Source organism: Streptomyces sp. NPDC048389, from assembly GCF_040706335.1.
GTDB lineage: Bacteria > Actinomycetota > Actinomycetes > Streptomycetales > Streptomycetaceae > Streptomyces.
The window spans coordinates 1-13,084 of the sequence record NZ_JBEZKP010000027.1 but is presented as its reverse complement, the minus strand read 5'-3'; the positions used below and the strand labels follow the sequence as shown (position 1 = coordinate 13,084).

Genomic DNA, 13,084 nt, shown 5'->3' with positions numbered 1-13,084 from the left:
CTCCGGAGGAGTCGATTAGGCTCGGGCGCATGGCCGACGCACCGTACAAGCTGATCCTCCTCCGCCACGGCGAGAGCGAATGGAACGCGAAGAACCTGTTCACCGGCTGGGTGGACGTCAACCTCACGGAGAAGGGCGAGAAGGAGGCAGTCCGCGGCGGTGAGCTGCTCAAGGACGCCGGCCTGCTCCCCGACGTACTCCACACCTCGCTCCAGAAGCGCGCCATCCGCACGGCGCAGCTCGCCCTGGAGGCCGCCGACCGCCACTGGATCCCGGTCCACCGCTCCTGGCGGCTGAACGAGCGCCACTACGGCGCCCTGCAGGGCAAGGACAAGGCCCAGACGCTGGCCGAGTTCGGCGAGGAGCAGTTCATGCTCTGGCGCCGTTCGTACGACACCCCGCCGCCGGCCCTCGAGGACGGCACCGAGTTCTCGCAGTCGGACGACGCCCGCTACCAGACGATCCCCAGCGAGCTGCGGCCCCGCACCGAGTGCCTCAAGGACGTCGTCGAGCGCATGCTGCCGTACTGGTACGACGGCATCGTCCCCGACCTCCTCACCGGCCGCACGGTCCTGATCGCCGCCCACGGCAACAGCCTGCGCGCCCTGGTCAAGCACCTGGACGGCGTCTCCGACGCGGACATCGCCGGCCTCAACATCCCGACCGGCATCCCGCTGGTCTACGAACTCGACGCCGACTTCAACCCGGTCGACCCGGGCGGCACCTACCTCGACCCGGCCGCGGCCGCGGCGGCGATCGAGGCGGTCAAGAACCAGGGCAAGAAGAAGTAGCCCCAGTACCTGGAAGGCCCCCTGCCCGCGGTTCGCACGCGGGCAGGGGGCCTGGTTCGTTCTCGGGCCGGATGCCGGATGCCGGATGCCGGATGCCGGATGCCGGGGCCGGACGCGGGACGCCGAGGTGCGTCCCGGGCCCGGTTCGACCGCAGCGCACGCCGCGGCCGCGCCGTGTGACGAGGGCCCCGTCCGGTGTCGCGAGGTCGGACGGGGCCCTCGTCGGGAGCGCGAGGCGTCAGCCGCCGCACTGGCAGGGGGCGCCGGACTGGCAGCCGCAGCCGCAGCCGGAGCCGCAGCCGCAGGCGCCGAGGACGGGCAGGAAAACCGCGTCACGCGGGGTTTCCGGCTGTGTTTCGGGTGTGGGGGATTCGGCCATGGGTCCCTCCTCAAGGGCGTATGGGAATGCCGCCACGCCCATTGCAGCCCCGCCGAGGCGGGCGCATCAACGGCGCATGCGCGCAGGCGCCCGCCGTGCGCCCCCCGCCGCGCCGCTAAGCGCCCTCGACCGTGGTCTGCTGCTGGAGTTCGTCCGCGTGCTCGCCCGTGACCAGGTAGACCACGCGCTTGGCCACCGACACCGCGTGGTCGGCGAACCGCTCGTAGTAGCGGCCGAGCAGGGTGACGTCGACCGCGGTCTCGATGCCGTGCTTCCAGCGGTCGTCCATCAGGTGCTGGAAGAGAGCACGGTGCAGCAGGTCCATCTCGTCGTCGTCCTGCTCGAGCTGGAGCGCCAGGTCGACGTCCTTGGTGATGATGACCTCCGCCGCCTTCGCCATCAGGCGCTGCGCCAGCTGTCCCATCTGCAGGATCGTGGCGTGCAGGTCGTCCGGTACGGCGCGGTCGGGGAAGCGCAGCCGGGCCAGCTTGGCCACGTGCTGGGCCAGGTCGCCCGAGCGCTCCAGGTCGGCGCTCATCCGCAGCGACGTGACGACGATCCGCAGGTCCGTGGCGACCGGCTGCTGCCGGGCCAGCAGGGCGATCGCCCGTGCCTCCAGCTCGTGCTGGAGGTCGTCGACCTTCTGGTCCGCGGCGATCACGGTCTCCGCGAGCTTGAGGTCGGCGTCGAGCATGGCCGTGGTGGCGCGCCCGATGGCCGACCCGACCAGCCGGGCCATCTCGACCAGGCCCTCGCCGATCGAGTCCAGTTCCTCGTGGTACGCGTCCCGCATGGGTGTCCCTCTCTTGATGCGACCGGGGTCCGGGTGGGGCCTCGAACCTCCACGCTCCCACGGTCGGCCGGTCAGGAGTCCGTCAGCTCCATCCCAAATGAATCAGCACTATCCCCTTGGTGAACTCTGGGCGACGAGTGATCGAGGTGCCACCCGTTTGGCTGGGAGAGTGCCCGGAAGCGCGCATAACCTGAATGCATGGACGTGAACGCGGCGGTTGCCGCAGCGGCAGCGATCGCCGGTCTCTGCACCGGTGTCATCGCCATGCTGGCGTTCCGCTGGAGCGAGCGGGAGCAGAGCCGCCCCACTCGCAGCTCGCTGCACACCGACGCCGTGCTCCCGCCCGGAGTCGACACCGTCCTGTCCGTCCTCAGAAGCTCCGCGGTGGTCCTCGACGAGTCCGACTCCGTCGTGAAGGCCAGCTCCGCGGCGTATGCCCTCGGTCTGGTCCGCGGCGGCAAGCTCGCCGTGGAACCGATGCTGCACATGGCCCGCGACACCCGGCGCGACGGCGAGATAAGGCAGGTCGAACTTGACCTGCCTCGCCGCGGCACCGGCCGCGGCGAGGCGCTGGCCGTATCCGCCCGCGTCGCGCCCCTCGGCTCCCGGCTGGTCCTGCTCCTTGTCGAGGACCTGACGGAGGCCCGCCGGATAGAGGCCGTACGGCGCGACTTCGTCGCCAACGTCAGCCATGAACTCAAGACCCCGGTCGGGGCGCTCTCCCTGCTCTCCGAGGCTGTCATGGACGCCTCCGACGACCCGGAGGCGGTCACCCGTTTCGCCGGCCGTATGCAGATCGAGGCGACCCGGCTCACCAACCTCGTGCAGGAACTCATCGACCTCTCGCGGGTCCAGAACGACGACCCGCTGGAGGACGCGGAGCCCGTGCCGGTGGAGGAACTGGTCGCGGAGGCCATCGACCGCTCCCGTCAGCCCGCGTCTGCCAAGCAGATCACCATGGCCGCGGGGGCCGCCCTCGACCTGCGTATCTGGGGCAACCGCGGCAAGCTCGCCGCCGCTCTCGGCAATCTCGTCGAGAATGCCGTCAACTACTCCCCCGCCCGCACCCGCGTCGGAATCTCCGCCCGCCGCGTCACCGCACCCGGCGGAGATCTGATCGAGATCGCCGTCACCGATCAGGGCATCGGCATCTCCGAGAAGGACCGCGAGCGGATCTTCGAGCGGTTCTACCGTGTGGACCCCGCCCGTTCCCGCGCTACCGGAGGCACCGGCCTCGGACTGGCGATCGTCAAGCACGTGGCCGCCTCGCACGGCGGGGAGGTCACGGTGTGGAGCACCGAAGGACAGGGCTCCACCTTCACCCTGCGCCTGCCTGAGACAGGCGCGGCGAAAGACCGCGCAACCAGCGGCCGGGATCGCGTCGAAGAGGGCGACGACCGGCCTTACGACACCGATCCCAACAGTGACATCCCTGCCCCGGAGGCCCTTCCGTGACCCGAGTGCTCGTCGTCGAGGATGAGGAATCCTTCAGCGACGCCCTGTCCTACATGCTCCGCAAGGAAGGTTTCGAGGTCGCGGTGGCGACCACGGGCCCCGACGGACTCGACGAGTTCGAGCGCAACGGCGCCGACCTCGTGCTTCTCGACCTGATGCTGCCCGGCCTGCCGGGCACCGAGGTGTGCCGCCAGCTGCGGGGCCGCTCGAACGTGCCCGTCATCATGGTGACCGCGAAGGACAGCGAGATCGACAAGGTCGTCGGGCTGGAGATAGGAGCCGACGACTACGTCACCAAGCCGTTCTCCTCGCGGGAACTGGTCGCCCGCATCCGCGCGGTGCTGCGCCGCCGCGGCGAGCCGGAGGAGGTCACGCCCGCCGCCCTGGAGGCCGGGCCCGTGCGGATGGACGTGGACCGTCACGTCGTGACCGTCTCCGGCGGAAAGGTCGACCTGCCGCTGAAGGAGTTCGATCTGCTGGAGATGCTGCTGCGCAACGCGGGCCGGGTCCTGACCCGGATGCAGCTGATCGACCGGGTGTGGGGCGCGGACTACGTGGGTGACACCAAGACCCTCGACGTCCACGTGAAGCGTCTGCGCGCCAAGATCGAGCCGGACCCGGGAGCGCCGCGCTACCTGGTCACCGTCCGCGGTCTCGGATACAAGTTCGAGCCGTAGGCCGCTGCCGACGGCCCGGACGTACGCAGACCCGGCGACCCGGAGGTGCGGAGAGACGCGCGGCGTACGGAGACCGGACGTACGGAGACCCGGCGACCCGGAGGTGCGGAGAGACGCGCGGCGTACGGAGACCGGACGTACGGAGACCCGGAGACCCGGACCTACGGAGAGACGCGCGGCGTGCGGAAGCCGTGCGTGTGCGGGGGCCCGGAGGCGGGACGTACGGAGCGACGTGCGGGGGCCCGGACGTACGGAAAAGGGGGCGACCCGCCGTGACCGGCGGGTCGCCCCCTTCCGCGCATTCGCCGGTCAGTGACCGGCGCCGTCCGTCGCGGACTCCGCGTCCGACGAGGCGGCCTCGCCCTCGCCACCCGCGGCCTCGGTGTCCGCCGGGGTGGTCTCCGGTGCGGCGGGGCTGCCGGACGGCGACTCCTCGGTGGACTGGGCCGGCGGGCTGGGGATGTCGCTCGGGCCCCACCCCTCGAAGTAGTTCGTCGCCGGGACGACCATCGCCTGCACGCTCACGTTGCCGGTCTCGCTGAACCGGAAGGCGAGCTCGCGCACGACGCCGTGGTCGATCTCCTGGCTGCCGTTCTCGATGACGGCGGACGCGTTGCCCTCGCCGCCGATGACGACGCTGCCCTGCGCGGGGACGGTGACCGGGCCCGAGCCCTCGGCGGGGGTCAGCTTCACCTGGGCCTTGGAGCCCGGCAGCGAGATCGATTCGAGGGTCTGCGGCTTGTCGCCCTCGTTGAAGACCGTCAGGCTCACGGCTGCCGGGCCCTGGGCGTCCGGCTTCGGCTGGGCGATGACGGTCACGTTCTGGAGCTTCAGACCGTCGACCGAGACCGCGGCGTGGTCCGGCCTGACTCCGAGGGTTTGCGCGTCGTTGCCCGCACCGCAGGCGGAGAGCGAGGCGATCGAGAAGACGATGGCAGCGCCGGCGAGGGCACCGCGTCGAAGGCTGCTGCTCACGGCTGCGGCTTCTCCTTCTACGTACGGACGGGTGGTGGCTGTCACCGGCTGATCGCGTGCCAGCACGGGCTCAGGTTACCGAGCCGTCGATCACGCCCCGCACCCGACCCGCCCTTTGCCCGTACCGGCGGTGACGACCGCACCCGTACCGGCGGTGACGAACCGCCCGGGGCGCTCCTCAGGTCCGGCGGGCAGGACCGCGCACCGGACCACGCGCCGGACCGGCGCGTTCACATAACCGCGGTGATCAATTTCCCGGGTCACCGCACATTCCTTACGAATACCCGTGGGTGATCAATTCCAGATTCTCGGGAGCGTCCGCCCGAACGAGTGAGCGGCGGCCGAACGGCGTACGGAAAGTTCACCGTCGAGAATCCGGCATATCGGGACGTTCGGGCCTCCCGGGAGGGGCGTGCGGGGCGTGAAACGGGCATGTTTCCGTCCGCCCGCACAGCCCCTCCGACCTGCGAATACCGCACTCCGGAAGTCCTCCGCAGCACGTTCGTGTTGCTGTTGTCAAGCCCCGAGATATGCCCTGACCTGCGAAAACGCCATTCAGGAGAAGCTGTATCCGTGTTACCCTGGATAGCCACGGAAGGGGTACCTGTCACATGACGTTCAAGGTTGGCGACACCGTGGTCTATCCCCATCACGGGGCCGCGCTGATCGAGGCTATCGAAACTCGTCAGATCAAAGGCGTGGACAAGACCTACTTGGTGCTCAAGGTCGCCCAGGGCGACCTGACGGTTCGCGTACCGGCGGACAATGCGGAGTTCGTCGGCGTGCGCGATGTGGTCGGCCAGGACGGACTGGACCGGGTCTTCGAGGTGCTTCGCGCGCCGTACGCCGAAGAGCCGACGAACTGGTCCCGTCGCTACAAGGCAAATCTCGAGAAGCTCGCCTCCGGCGATGTCATCAAGGTCGCCGAAGTGGTGCGTGACCTGTGGCGTCGCGAGCGTGAGCGCGGACTGTCCGCCGGCGAGAAGCGGATGCTCGCGAAGGCGCGCCAGATCCTGGTGAGCGAGCTCGCCCTCGCGGAGAACACCAACGAAGACAAGGCCGAGGCCCTGCTTGACGAGGTCCTCGCGTCCTGACGCACAACACAATGCCGCAGTGCCCGTCGGCACGCTGTGAACTCACCCTGTGAAATCCAGCCTGCCACCGGGCGCTGCGGCATGTGTGCGGGCATGTCTGCGTCGCGGTACGCGCACGGCGGCCGCGCTGCCGACTGATCACGGACGCCGTCGCCGACGACGTAATGGCGTGCCGGGCCCGGGCGGCTGGCGCAGACCTGATCACGGAAGGGTCCTGTCAAACGTCGCGCCCGGCACTACCCCAACCTGTGGCCGGGGCACGCCCAGGCCATACCCATGTCGGCTGAGGAAACAAACCTGCCGGAGTGCAACCGATGTCTGACGAATCGCGCCACCACCGCACCGCCGCCGTGATCCCGGCGGCCGGCCGGGGCGTACGGCTGGGCCCGGGTGCCCCCAAGGCGCTCCGCGCGCTGAACGGCACTCCCATGCTCGTCCACGCCGTCCGTGCCATGGCCGCCTCCCGCGCCGTCTCGCTCGTCGTGGTGGTCGCACCTCCCGACGGAGCCGCCGCGGTGAAGCTGCTCCTGGACGCGCACGCCCTGCCCGAGAGAACGGACTACCTCGTCGTCCCCGGGGGTGACAGCCGCCAGGAGTCCGTACGGCTCGGTCTCGACGCGCTGCCCGACGACGTCACCGCCGTGCTCGTCCATGACGCGGCCCGCCCGCTGGTGCCCGAGGAGACCGTCGACGCGGTCGTCGCGGCCGTGCACGGCGGGGCCCCGGCCGTCGTGCCCGCGCTGCCCCTCTCGGACACCGTCAAGCAGGTCGAGCCGGCCGCCAAGGGGGAGCCGGAGCCCGTCGTCGCCACTCCCGACCGGGCGGCCCTGCGTGCCGTGCAGACCCCGCAGGGCTTCGACCGCGACATCCTCGTCCGCGCCCACGACGCGGTCACCGACGATGTCACCGACGACGCGAGCATGGTCGAGCAGCTGGGCCTGCGGGTCGTCGTCGTCCCCGGCCACGAGGAAGCCTTCAAGGTGACCAGGCCGCTGGATCTCGTACTGGCCGAGGCGGTACTCGCCCGGAGAAGGGCCAACGATGGCTTCTGAGCAGCTCCGCCTGCCGCTGGTCGGCATCGGCACCGATGTGCACGCCTTCGAGAAGGGGCGCGAGCTGTGGTGTGCCGGGCTGCTGTGGGAGGGCTCCGACAGCGACGGGTACGGCCTCGCCGGCCACTCCGACGGGGATGTCGCCGCGCACGCCGCCTGTGACGCCCTCTTCTCCGCGGCCGGCGTCGGCGACCTCGGCGCCCACTTCGGCACCTCCCGGCCCGAGTGGTCCGGTGCCTCCGGGGTCGCGCTTCTCACGGAGGCGGCGCGGATCGTGCGCGCGGCCGGGTTCGAGATCGGCAACGTCTCCGTTCAGGTGATCGGTGTGCGCCCGAAGATCGGCAAGCGGCGCGACGAGGCGCAGAAGGAACTGTCGGCCGCGGTCGGCTCGCCGGTCGCCGTGTCCGGGACCACGACCGACGGGCTCGGCCTGACCGGCCGGGGTGAAGGGCTCGCCGCCGTCGCGACGGCGCTCGTCGTCAGGAACGGCTGACGGGCGCCGTACCGCCCAGCGCCGGGCCGGGGGACACGTCACGTCGGCGCCGTGCCCCGGCGGGAACGGGTCGCGAGGCACTACCACGCGCCCACTACCCTTGTTGCGTGACCATTCGCCTGTACGACACCAGCGCCCGGCAGATCCGTGACTTCGCCCCTCTCGTGCCGGGTTGCGTCTCGATCTACCTGTGCGGCGCGACCGTGCAGGCCGCACCGCACATCGGGCACATCCGGTCGGGGCTGAACTTCGACATCATGCGCCGCTGGTTCGAGTACCGCGGCTACGACGTCACGTTCATCCGCAACGTGACCGACATCGACGACAAGATCATCGCCAAGTCGGCCGACCAGGGCCGCCCGTGGTGGTCGATCGGCTACGAGAACGAGCGCGCCTTCAACGACGGCTACGAGGCCCTCGGCTGCCTCCCGCCCACCTACGAACCGCGCGCCACGGGCCACATCACCGAGATGGTCGAGATGATGCGCGGCCTCATCGAGCGCGGACACGCCTACGAGGCGGACGGCAGTGTCTACTTCGACGTGCGGTCGTTCCCCGACTACCTGGCCCTTTCCAACCAGGACATCGACGATCTGCGCCAGCCCTCGGAGGAGGGCATCACCGGCAAGCGCGATCCGCGCGACTTCGCCATGTGGAAGTCGACCAAGCCGGGCGAGCCCTCCTGGGAGACCCCCTGGGGCCGCGGCCGGCCGGGCTGGCACCTCGAGTGCTCCGCGATGGCGCACAAGTACCTGGGCGCGGCCTTCGACATTCACGGCGGCGGTCTCGACCTGGTCTTCCCCCACCACGAGAACGAGATCGCCCAGGCCAAGGCATACGGCGACGCCTTCGCCTCGTACTGGGTGCACAACGCCTGGGTCACCATGAGCGGCGAGAAGATGTCCAAGTCGCTCGGTAACTCGGTGCTCGTCTCCGAGATGGTCAAGAACTGGCGTCCCGTCGTCCTGCGCTACTACCTGGGCACCCCGCACTACCGCTCGATGATCGAGTACAGCGAGGAGGCACTGCGCGAGGCCGAGTCGGCGTACGCGCGGATCGAGGGCTTCGTCCAGCGGGTCGTCGAGAAGGCCGGCCCGGTCGCACCGGCCGCGCAGGTGCCGCCGGCGTTCGCCGAGGCCATGGACGACGACCTCGGGGTGCCGCAGGCCCTCGCGATCCTCCACACCGCCGTCCGTCAGGGCAACAGCGCGCTGGCCGCCGACGACAAGGAAGCCGCCGTCTCAGGCCTCGCAGAGGTCCGTGCGATGCTGGGTGTCCTCGGCCTCGATCCGCTCGACCCCCACTGGGCGGGCGAGTCCGACCGTGGCGAGGACCTCCACGGAGTCGTCGACACCCTCGTGCGGCTCGTGCTCCAGCAGCGCGAAGCGGCCAGGTCCCGCAAGGACTGGACGACGGCGGACGCCATCCGTGACCAGCTGAACCAGTCCGGGCTCGTCATCGAGGACGGTCCGGACGGGCCCCGCTGGGCGCTGGGACCCCGCTAGGGTCTTGGCCCCGGGGCCCGGCCCTCGCGTCCGCAGCACCAGGCGCAATGTGCCGCCCGGCGTTCCGGGCGGCACACTTTCACTCAACGACGCGACCCAGAGGAACGAAAAGTCATGGCCGGGAACAGCCAGCGCAGGAACCGCCGTACGTCCAACAAGAAGGGCGCGCAGGTCGGCAGCGGTGGCAAGCGGCGTCGCGGGCTCGAGGGCAAGGGCCCCACGCCGCCCGCCTCCGCCCGCAAGGGACACGTCAAGAACCGGGTGGCCAACGCCAAGGCGAAGCACGGCGCCCGCCGGCCCGTCGCCCGCCGCGGCGGCAAGGGCACGTCCGAGATGGTCGTCGGCCGCAATCCCGTCTTCGAGGCGCTGCGTGACGGCGTGCCCGCCTCCACGCTCTACGTGCAGCAGTTCATCGACAACGACGAGCGGGTGCGCGAGGCGCTCCAGCTCGCCACCGGACGCGGCGACATCAACATCATGGAGGCGCCGCGCCCCGAGCTCGACCGGCTGACGAACGGGCTCAACCACCAGGGCCTGGTGCTCCAGGTCCCGCCGTACGAGTACGCGCACCCCGAGGACCTGGCCGCGGCCGCGTTCGACGACGGCGAGGACCCGCTGATCGTCGCCCTCGACGGTGTCACCGATCCCCGCAACCTCGGCGCGGTCGTCCGCTCGGTCTCCGCCTTCGGCGGCCACGGCGTCGTCGTCCCCGAGCGCCGTGCCGCCGGTATGACCGCCGGTGCCTGGAAGACGTCCGCGGGCACCGCCGCCCGCACGCCCGTCGCGCGCGCCACCAACCTGACGCGCGCCCTCGAGGCGTACCAGAAGGCCGGTCTGACGGTCGTCGGTCTCGCCGCCGACGGCGAGACGGAGGTCGGCGAGCTCGAAGCGCTCGGCGGACCGCTGGTGATCGTCGTGGGCAGCGAGGGCAAGGGTCTGTCCCGCCTCGTGGGTGAGACCTGTGACGTCCTCGTCCGCATCCCGATGCCGGGCGGCGCCGAGTCGCTCAACGCGGGTGTCGCGGCCGGTGTCGTGCTGTACGAGGCGGCCAAGCGGCGCGCGTGAGATCGTCCGGTTCGGTCGCTTTCTGACAGACCGGAGACCGACTCCGGGCGGATCCTGGCGGACTCGGGCGTAAACCGGACGATACGGAGTCCTTGACGGGTCTCGGACAGATCGGGCCCGTCACGGCCGTGCCCTAAACACCCGTCACTCGGTTAGATGAGTGTGGACACCAGAACGCCCCGGTCCGGGTTCGATGATCAGCCTGCGCTGAGCATGGTCAAGGTGGACTGCGATCCCGCGCAGGTCATCGTCAGCCACGCCAGCTTCCGGGTGCAGCTCGCCCAGAGCCCGCGCCCACGTGCCACCGCGAACACGGCGCGCCTCGCCCCCCTCGGCGGTGCCGCCCCGGCGCGCCGCCGGGCGCCCGTGGTGTGGAGCGGCAGGTCCGCGCCCGGGGACTCCGGCGCGACCGGTCTCCTCCAGGCCGTACGCAACTCCTCCCTGGAGCACGACACCTACAGCGCGTCCGCGACCCAGGTCCTCCCGCGCGTCTCGCTCGACGAGACCGTGCAGGCCCCCGCGGTCCCCGCCCCCGGCGGCCCGGGCCGCGACAAGCCGCTGCTGCCGCCGATGCGGCAGGCGGTCGGCGCCTACGACACCGCCCCGCCGTACGACCGGACCTCCGACGACCGGCAGCCGTCCGGCGGTCCGCAGCCCTACGACGCCGGCACGTACGAGGTCGAGCCCTACGACGAGGGCTTGGACGGGGACCGGGCCCGGCGGCGCCCGGCGCAGCGCCACGGAGCGGACTCCGTACGGCACGCGTACTACCCGGGCCGCCGGATGAACCTCGGTGTGGTGCTGCTGCCGCTGCGCGTGCTGCTCGGCTTCATCTCCATCTACGCCGGCATGGGCAAGCTCTGCGACCCCGTCTACTTCGACGGCGGCGGCCGCGGCTCGCTGGTGAAGTGGCTGAACGGCCTGAACCCGTGGGCCCTCGGGGAGCCGCTGCGCGACTTCGCGGTCGCCCACCCCGTCGGCTCCGGTCTCACCGTGGCCTTCCTCCAGGTCATCGTCGGCGTCCTGACCGTCCTCGGCCTGTGGCAGCGGGTCGCGGCCGTCTTCGGCGCCCTGCTGGCCGCGGCGCTGGTCATGACCGTCAGCTGGAGCGACGTCCCCGTCTACGAGACGCCGGACATCATTTTCCTCGCCGCCTGGTCTCCGCTGATCATCGCCGGCGCTCCCGTCTACTCGATCGACGGCCGCCTCGCAGGCGAGGCATGGCGCACTCTCGGCCCGCGTTCGGAGCTGTGGGACCTGCGTCGGCGCGTGCTGCGGCGCGGCGGTCTCGCCGCCGCCGTCGTCGTCGGGCTCACGATGCTCGTCGGTTCGGTGCTCGGCGGTGCCGTCCGCTCCGACGACGTGGTCACCGTCCCCGGGCCGAACCAGCACCCGACCAACCATCTTCCCGGGGCACCGCTGCCGAACGAGCCGGGTGCGGAGCGCAGCTCCCCGGCCACGCGCGAGGACAAGCCCTCCCCGTCCGCCAGCCGTACCGCGGAGAAGCCGAAGGAGGAGGCGTCCACGCCTCCGGCGGACACGGTGAGGGAGAGCGGTCAGGTCGCCGGTACGCCCAGCGAGACGCAGGGCACCGGGCAGCAGCCGCCCACCGACTCGGCGCCCGCGCCCCCGCCGTCCACCGGCACCACCGGGCCGACCTCCACCGGCGGCAGCAGCTCCGGCGGTCCGACCGGCGGCTCGACCGGCGGCTCGACCGGCGGCTCCGACCCGGGCAGCGACGGGGGCTCCGACGGAGGTGGCGTGATCGGCGGCCTGCTCGGCTGACCGGCGCCCGCGACGGCGCCATGAGGGGCGGTCACCGGATCCGGGATCCGGTGACCGCCCCTGTGTCCGCGTGCTGTGCGTGCCCCTGCGGGGCGCCTCAACGGACCTGCGTGTCCAGCTCCTTGGCCGCCTCTGTGAGGTCCTTCGCGGTGTCGATCGCCCGCCAGTAGGCCCCGTTCGGCAGCGGGAAACCCGCCAGCCGGCGCTCGCGTGCCAGCCGCGGGAAGGTCATGCGCTCATGGTCGCCGATGTCGGGCAGCAGCCCCGTGAACGCGGCGGAGAAGACGTACACGCCCGCATTGATGAGGTACGGCGACGGGGGCGACTCGATGAAGTCCGTGATGTGCCCGAAGGCGTCCGTCTCGACGGCCCCCCAGGGGATGCGGGGACGCGCGAGGGCGAGGGTCGCCGTGGCGTCGCGCTCGGCGTGGAACGCGGCCATCTCGCGCAGCGAGAAGCGGGTCCAGATGTCGCCGTTCGTCGCGTACCAGGGCTGATCGGGATGGGGCAGGCTCGACGCGGCGTACTTCAGGCCGCCGCCGCGGCCCAGCGGTTCCGTCTCCACGACGGTCGTGACGCGCAGCGGCAGCACCGCGCTGTCCAGCCACTCCTGGAGGACCTCGGCGAGGTGGCCGCAGGACACCACGGCGTCCGTCACGCCCTCCTCGGCCAGCCAGGCAAGCTGATGGCCGATGATCGGGGTCCCGGTGCCCGGGATCTCGACCATCGGCTTGGGGCGGTCGTCCGTGTACGGGCGCAGCCGCGAACCCTGGCCGCCCGCCAGGACCACGGCCTGCGTCGGAAACGTAGGCGTTTGCATGGCGTGAACGATATGCGGCCCGCGCGCCCGGCACCGCGACGGGTGCGACGGGCCCACGGGCCGGTCTCCTGATGCCGTCGGACCGACGCAGCGCCGCCACGACGCCGGGCGGGCGGCCAGGGTTCGCGGCTGCGCCCGTACACGGACGACCGCCCCAAGCCGATGGTCGAGATCCCGGGCACCGAGACCCCGATCATCGG

General features: G+C 71.3%; 13 protein-coding genes and 1 pseudogene. 10 read left to right on the top strand and 4 right to left on the bottom strand.

The genetic code is table 11. The annotated features are described in order from the left end of the window. Positions 1-29: 29 nt before the first annotated feature. Positions 30-791: a phosphoglyceromutase gene (locus AB0903_RS19515; protein ID WP_366704372.1), complete on the top strand. Its 762-nt coding sequence runs from the start codon at positions 30-32 to the stop codon at positions 789-791. Between the two features lie 238 nt (positions 792-1,029). Here the strand turns inward: AB0903_RS19515 and AB0903_RS19510 are convergent, their stop codons facing one another. Together AB0903_RS19510 and phoU are read right to left on the bottom strand one after the other, a co-directional pair. Then, on the bottom strand, positions 1,030-1,170 hold the full coding sequence (locus AB0903_RS19510) for a hypothetical protein (protein WP_366704370.1): 141 nt from the start codon (positions 1,168-1,170) through the stop codon (positions 1,030-1,032). 115 nt (positions 1,171-1,285) lie between these two features. After that, positions 1,286-1,963, bottom strand: coding sequence for a phosphate signaling complex protein PhoU (gene phoU, locus AB0903_RS19505; RefSeq protein ID WP_366704368.1), 678 nt, complete (start codon positions 1,961-1,963; stop codon positions 1,286-1,288). A gap of 198 nt (positions 1,964-2,161) precedes the next feature. Between phoU and AB0903_RS19500 the strand changes: the two genes are divergently transcribed. After that, the gene (locus tag AB0903_RS19500) at positions 2,162-3,418 is read left to right on the top strand and encodes an ATP-binding protein (protein ID WP_366704366.1); all 1,257 of its coding nucleotides are present in this window, start codon (positions 2,162-2,164) and stop codon (positions 3,416-3,418) included. Continuing rightward, positions 3,415-4,095, top strand: a complete 681-nt coding sequence (locus AB0903_RS19495; RefSeq protein WP_053557145.1) for a response regulator transcription factor — start codon at positions 3,415-3,417, stop codon at positions 4,093-4,095. The genes AB0903_RS19500 and AB0903_RS19495 overlap by 4 nt, the downstream gene beginning before the upstream one ends. 309 nt (positions 4,096-4,404) lie before the next feature. Here the strand turns inward: AB0903_RS19495 and AB0903_RS19490 are convergent, their stop codons facing one another. Next, positions 4,405-5,070, bottom strand: a complete 666-nt coding sequence (locus tag AB0903_RS19490) for a DUF461 domain-containing protein (RefSeq protein WP_366704364.1) — start codon at positions 5,068-5,070, stop codon at positions 4,405-4,407. Between the two features lie 611 nt (positions 5,071-5,681). Here AB0903_RS19490 and AB0903_RS19485 point away from each other — a divergent pair. From AB0903_RS19485 to AB0903_RS19460, 6 genes are all read left to right on the top strand, one after another. Then, positions 5,682-6,164, top strand: a complete 483-nt coding sequence (locus tag AB0903_RS19485; RefSeq protein ID WP_003953493.1) for a CarD family transcriptional regulator — start codon at positions 5,682-5,684, stop codon at positions 6,162-6,164. A 314-nt stretch (positions 6,165-6,478) separates the two neighbouring features. After that, positions 6,479-7,216: a 2-C-methyl-D-erythritol 4-phosphate cytidylyltransferase gene (gene ispD / locus AB0903_RS19480; protein ID WP_366704362.1), complete on the top strand. Its 738-nt coding sequence runs from the start codon at positions 6,479-6,481 to the stop codon at positions 7,214-7,216. Then, positions 7,206-7,709, top strand: coding sequence for a 2-C-methyl-D-erythritol 2,4-cyclodiphosphate synthase (gene ispF / locus AB0903_RS19475; RefSeq protein WP_366704360.1), 504 nt, complete (start codon positions 7,206-7,208; stop codon positions 7,707-7,709). The genes ispD and ispF overlap by 11 nt, the downstream gene beginning before the upstream one ends. 107 nt (positions 7,710-7,816) lie before the next feature. Continuing rightward, positions 7,817-9,214, top strand: coding sequence for a cysteine--tRNA ligase (gene cysS / locus AB0903_RS19470; protein WP_366704358.1), 1,398 nt, complete (start codon positions 7,817-7,819; stop codon positions 9,212-9,214). 114 nt (positions 9,215-9,328) lie between these two features. After that, positions 9,329-10,279, top strand: a complete 951-nt coding sequence (gene rlmB / locus AB0903_RS19465; protein ID WP_366704356.1) for a 23S rRNA (guanosine(2251)-2'-O)-methyltransferase RlmB — start codon at positions 9,329-9,331, stop codon at positions 10,277-10,279. Positions 10,280-10,435: 156 nt separating this feature from the next. Beyond that, positions 10,436-12,064, top strand: coding sequence for a DoxX family membrane protein (locus AB0903_RS19460; protein ID WP_366704354.1), 1,629 nt, complete (start codon positions 10,436-10,438; stop codon positions 12,062-12,064). Positions 12,065-12,161: 97 nt separating this feature from the next. Here the strand turns inward: AB0903_RS19460 and AB0903_RS19455 are convergent, their stop codons facing one another. Beyond that, entirely contained in the window at positions 12,162-12,884 is a 723-nt protein-coding gene (locus AB0903_RS19455; RefSeq protein ID WP_366704352.1) for a nucleotidyltransferase family protein, read from the bottom strand. Positions 12,885-12,992: 108 nt separating this feature from the next. Here AB0903_RS19455 and AB0903_RS19450 point away from each other — a divergent pair. Further along, a pseudogene (locus AB0903_RS19450) lies at positions 12,993-13,084 on the top strand (sugar phosphate nucleotidyltransferase); the annotation flags it as partial.

What these genes read in the sequence shown, in the direction of transcription:
- AB0903_RS19515 (WP_366704372.1), top strand. Translation starts at nt 30, where the DNA reads ATGGCCGACGCACCGTACAAGCTGATCCTCCTCCGCCACGGCGAGAGC.
- AB0903_RS19510 (WP_366704370.1), bottom strand. Translation starts at nt 1,170, where the DNA reads ATGGCCGAATCCCCCACACCCGAAACACAGCCGGAAACCCCGCGTGAC.
- phoU (WP_366704368.1), bottom strand. Translation starts at nt 1,963, where the DNA reads ATGCGGGACGCGTACCACGAGGAACTGGACTCGATCGGCGAGGGCCTG.
- AB0903_RS19500 (WP_366704366.1), top strand. Translation starts at nt 2,162, where the DNA reads ATGGACGTGAACGCGGCGGTTGCCGCAGCGGCAGCGATCGCCGGTCTC.
- AB0903_RS19485 (WP_003953493.1), top strand. Translation starts at nt 5,682, where the DNA reads ATGACGTTCAAGGTTGGCGACACCGTGGTCTATCCCCATCACGGGGCC.
- ispD (WP_366704362.1), top strand. Translation starts at nt 6,479, where the DNA reads ATGTCTGACGAATCGCGCCACCACCGCACCGCCGCCGTGATCCCGGCG.
- ispF (WP_366704360.1), top strand. Translation starts at nt 7,206, where the DNA reads ATGGCTTCTGAGCAGCTCCGCCTGCCGCTGGTCGGCATCGGCACCGAT.
- rlmB (WP_366704356.1), top strand. Translation starts at nt 9,329, where the DNA reads ATGGCCGGGAACAGCCAGCGCAGGAACCGCCGTACGTCCAACAAGAAG.
- AB0903_RS19460 (WP_366704354.1), top strand. Translation starts at nt 10,436, where the DNA reads ATGAGTGTGGACACCAGAACGCCCCGGTCCGGGTTCGATGATCAGCCT.
- AB0903_RS19455 (WP_366704352.1), bottom strand. Translation starts at nt 12,884, where the DNA reads ATGCAAACGCCTACGTTTCCGACGCAGGCCGTGGTCCTGGCGGGCGGC.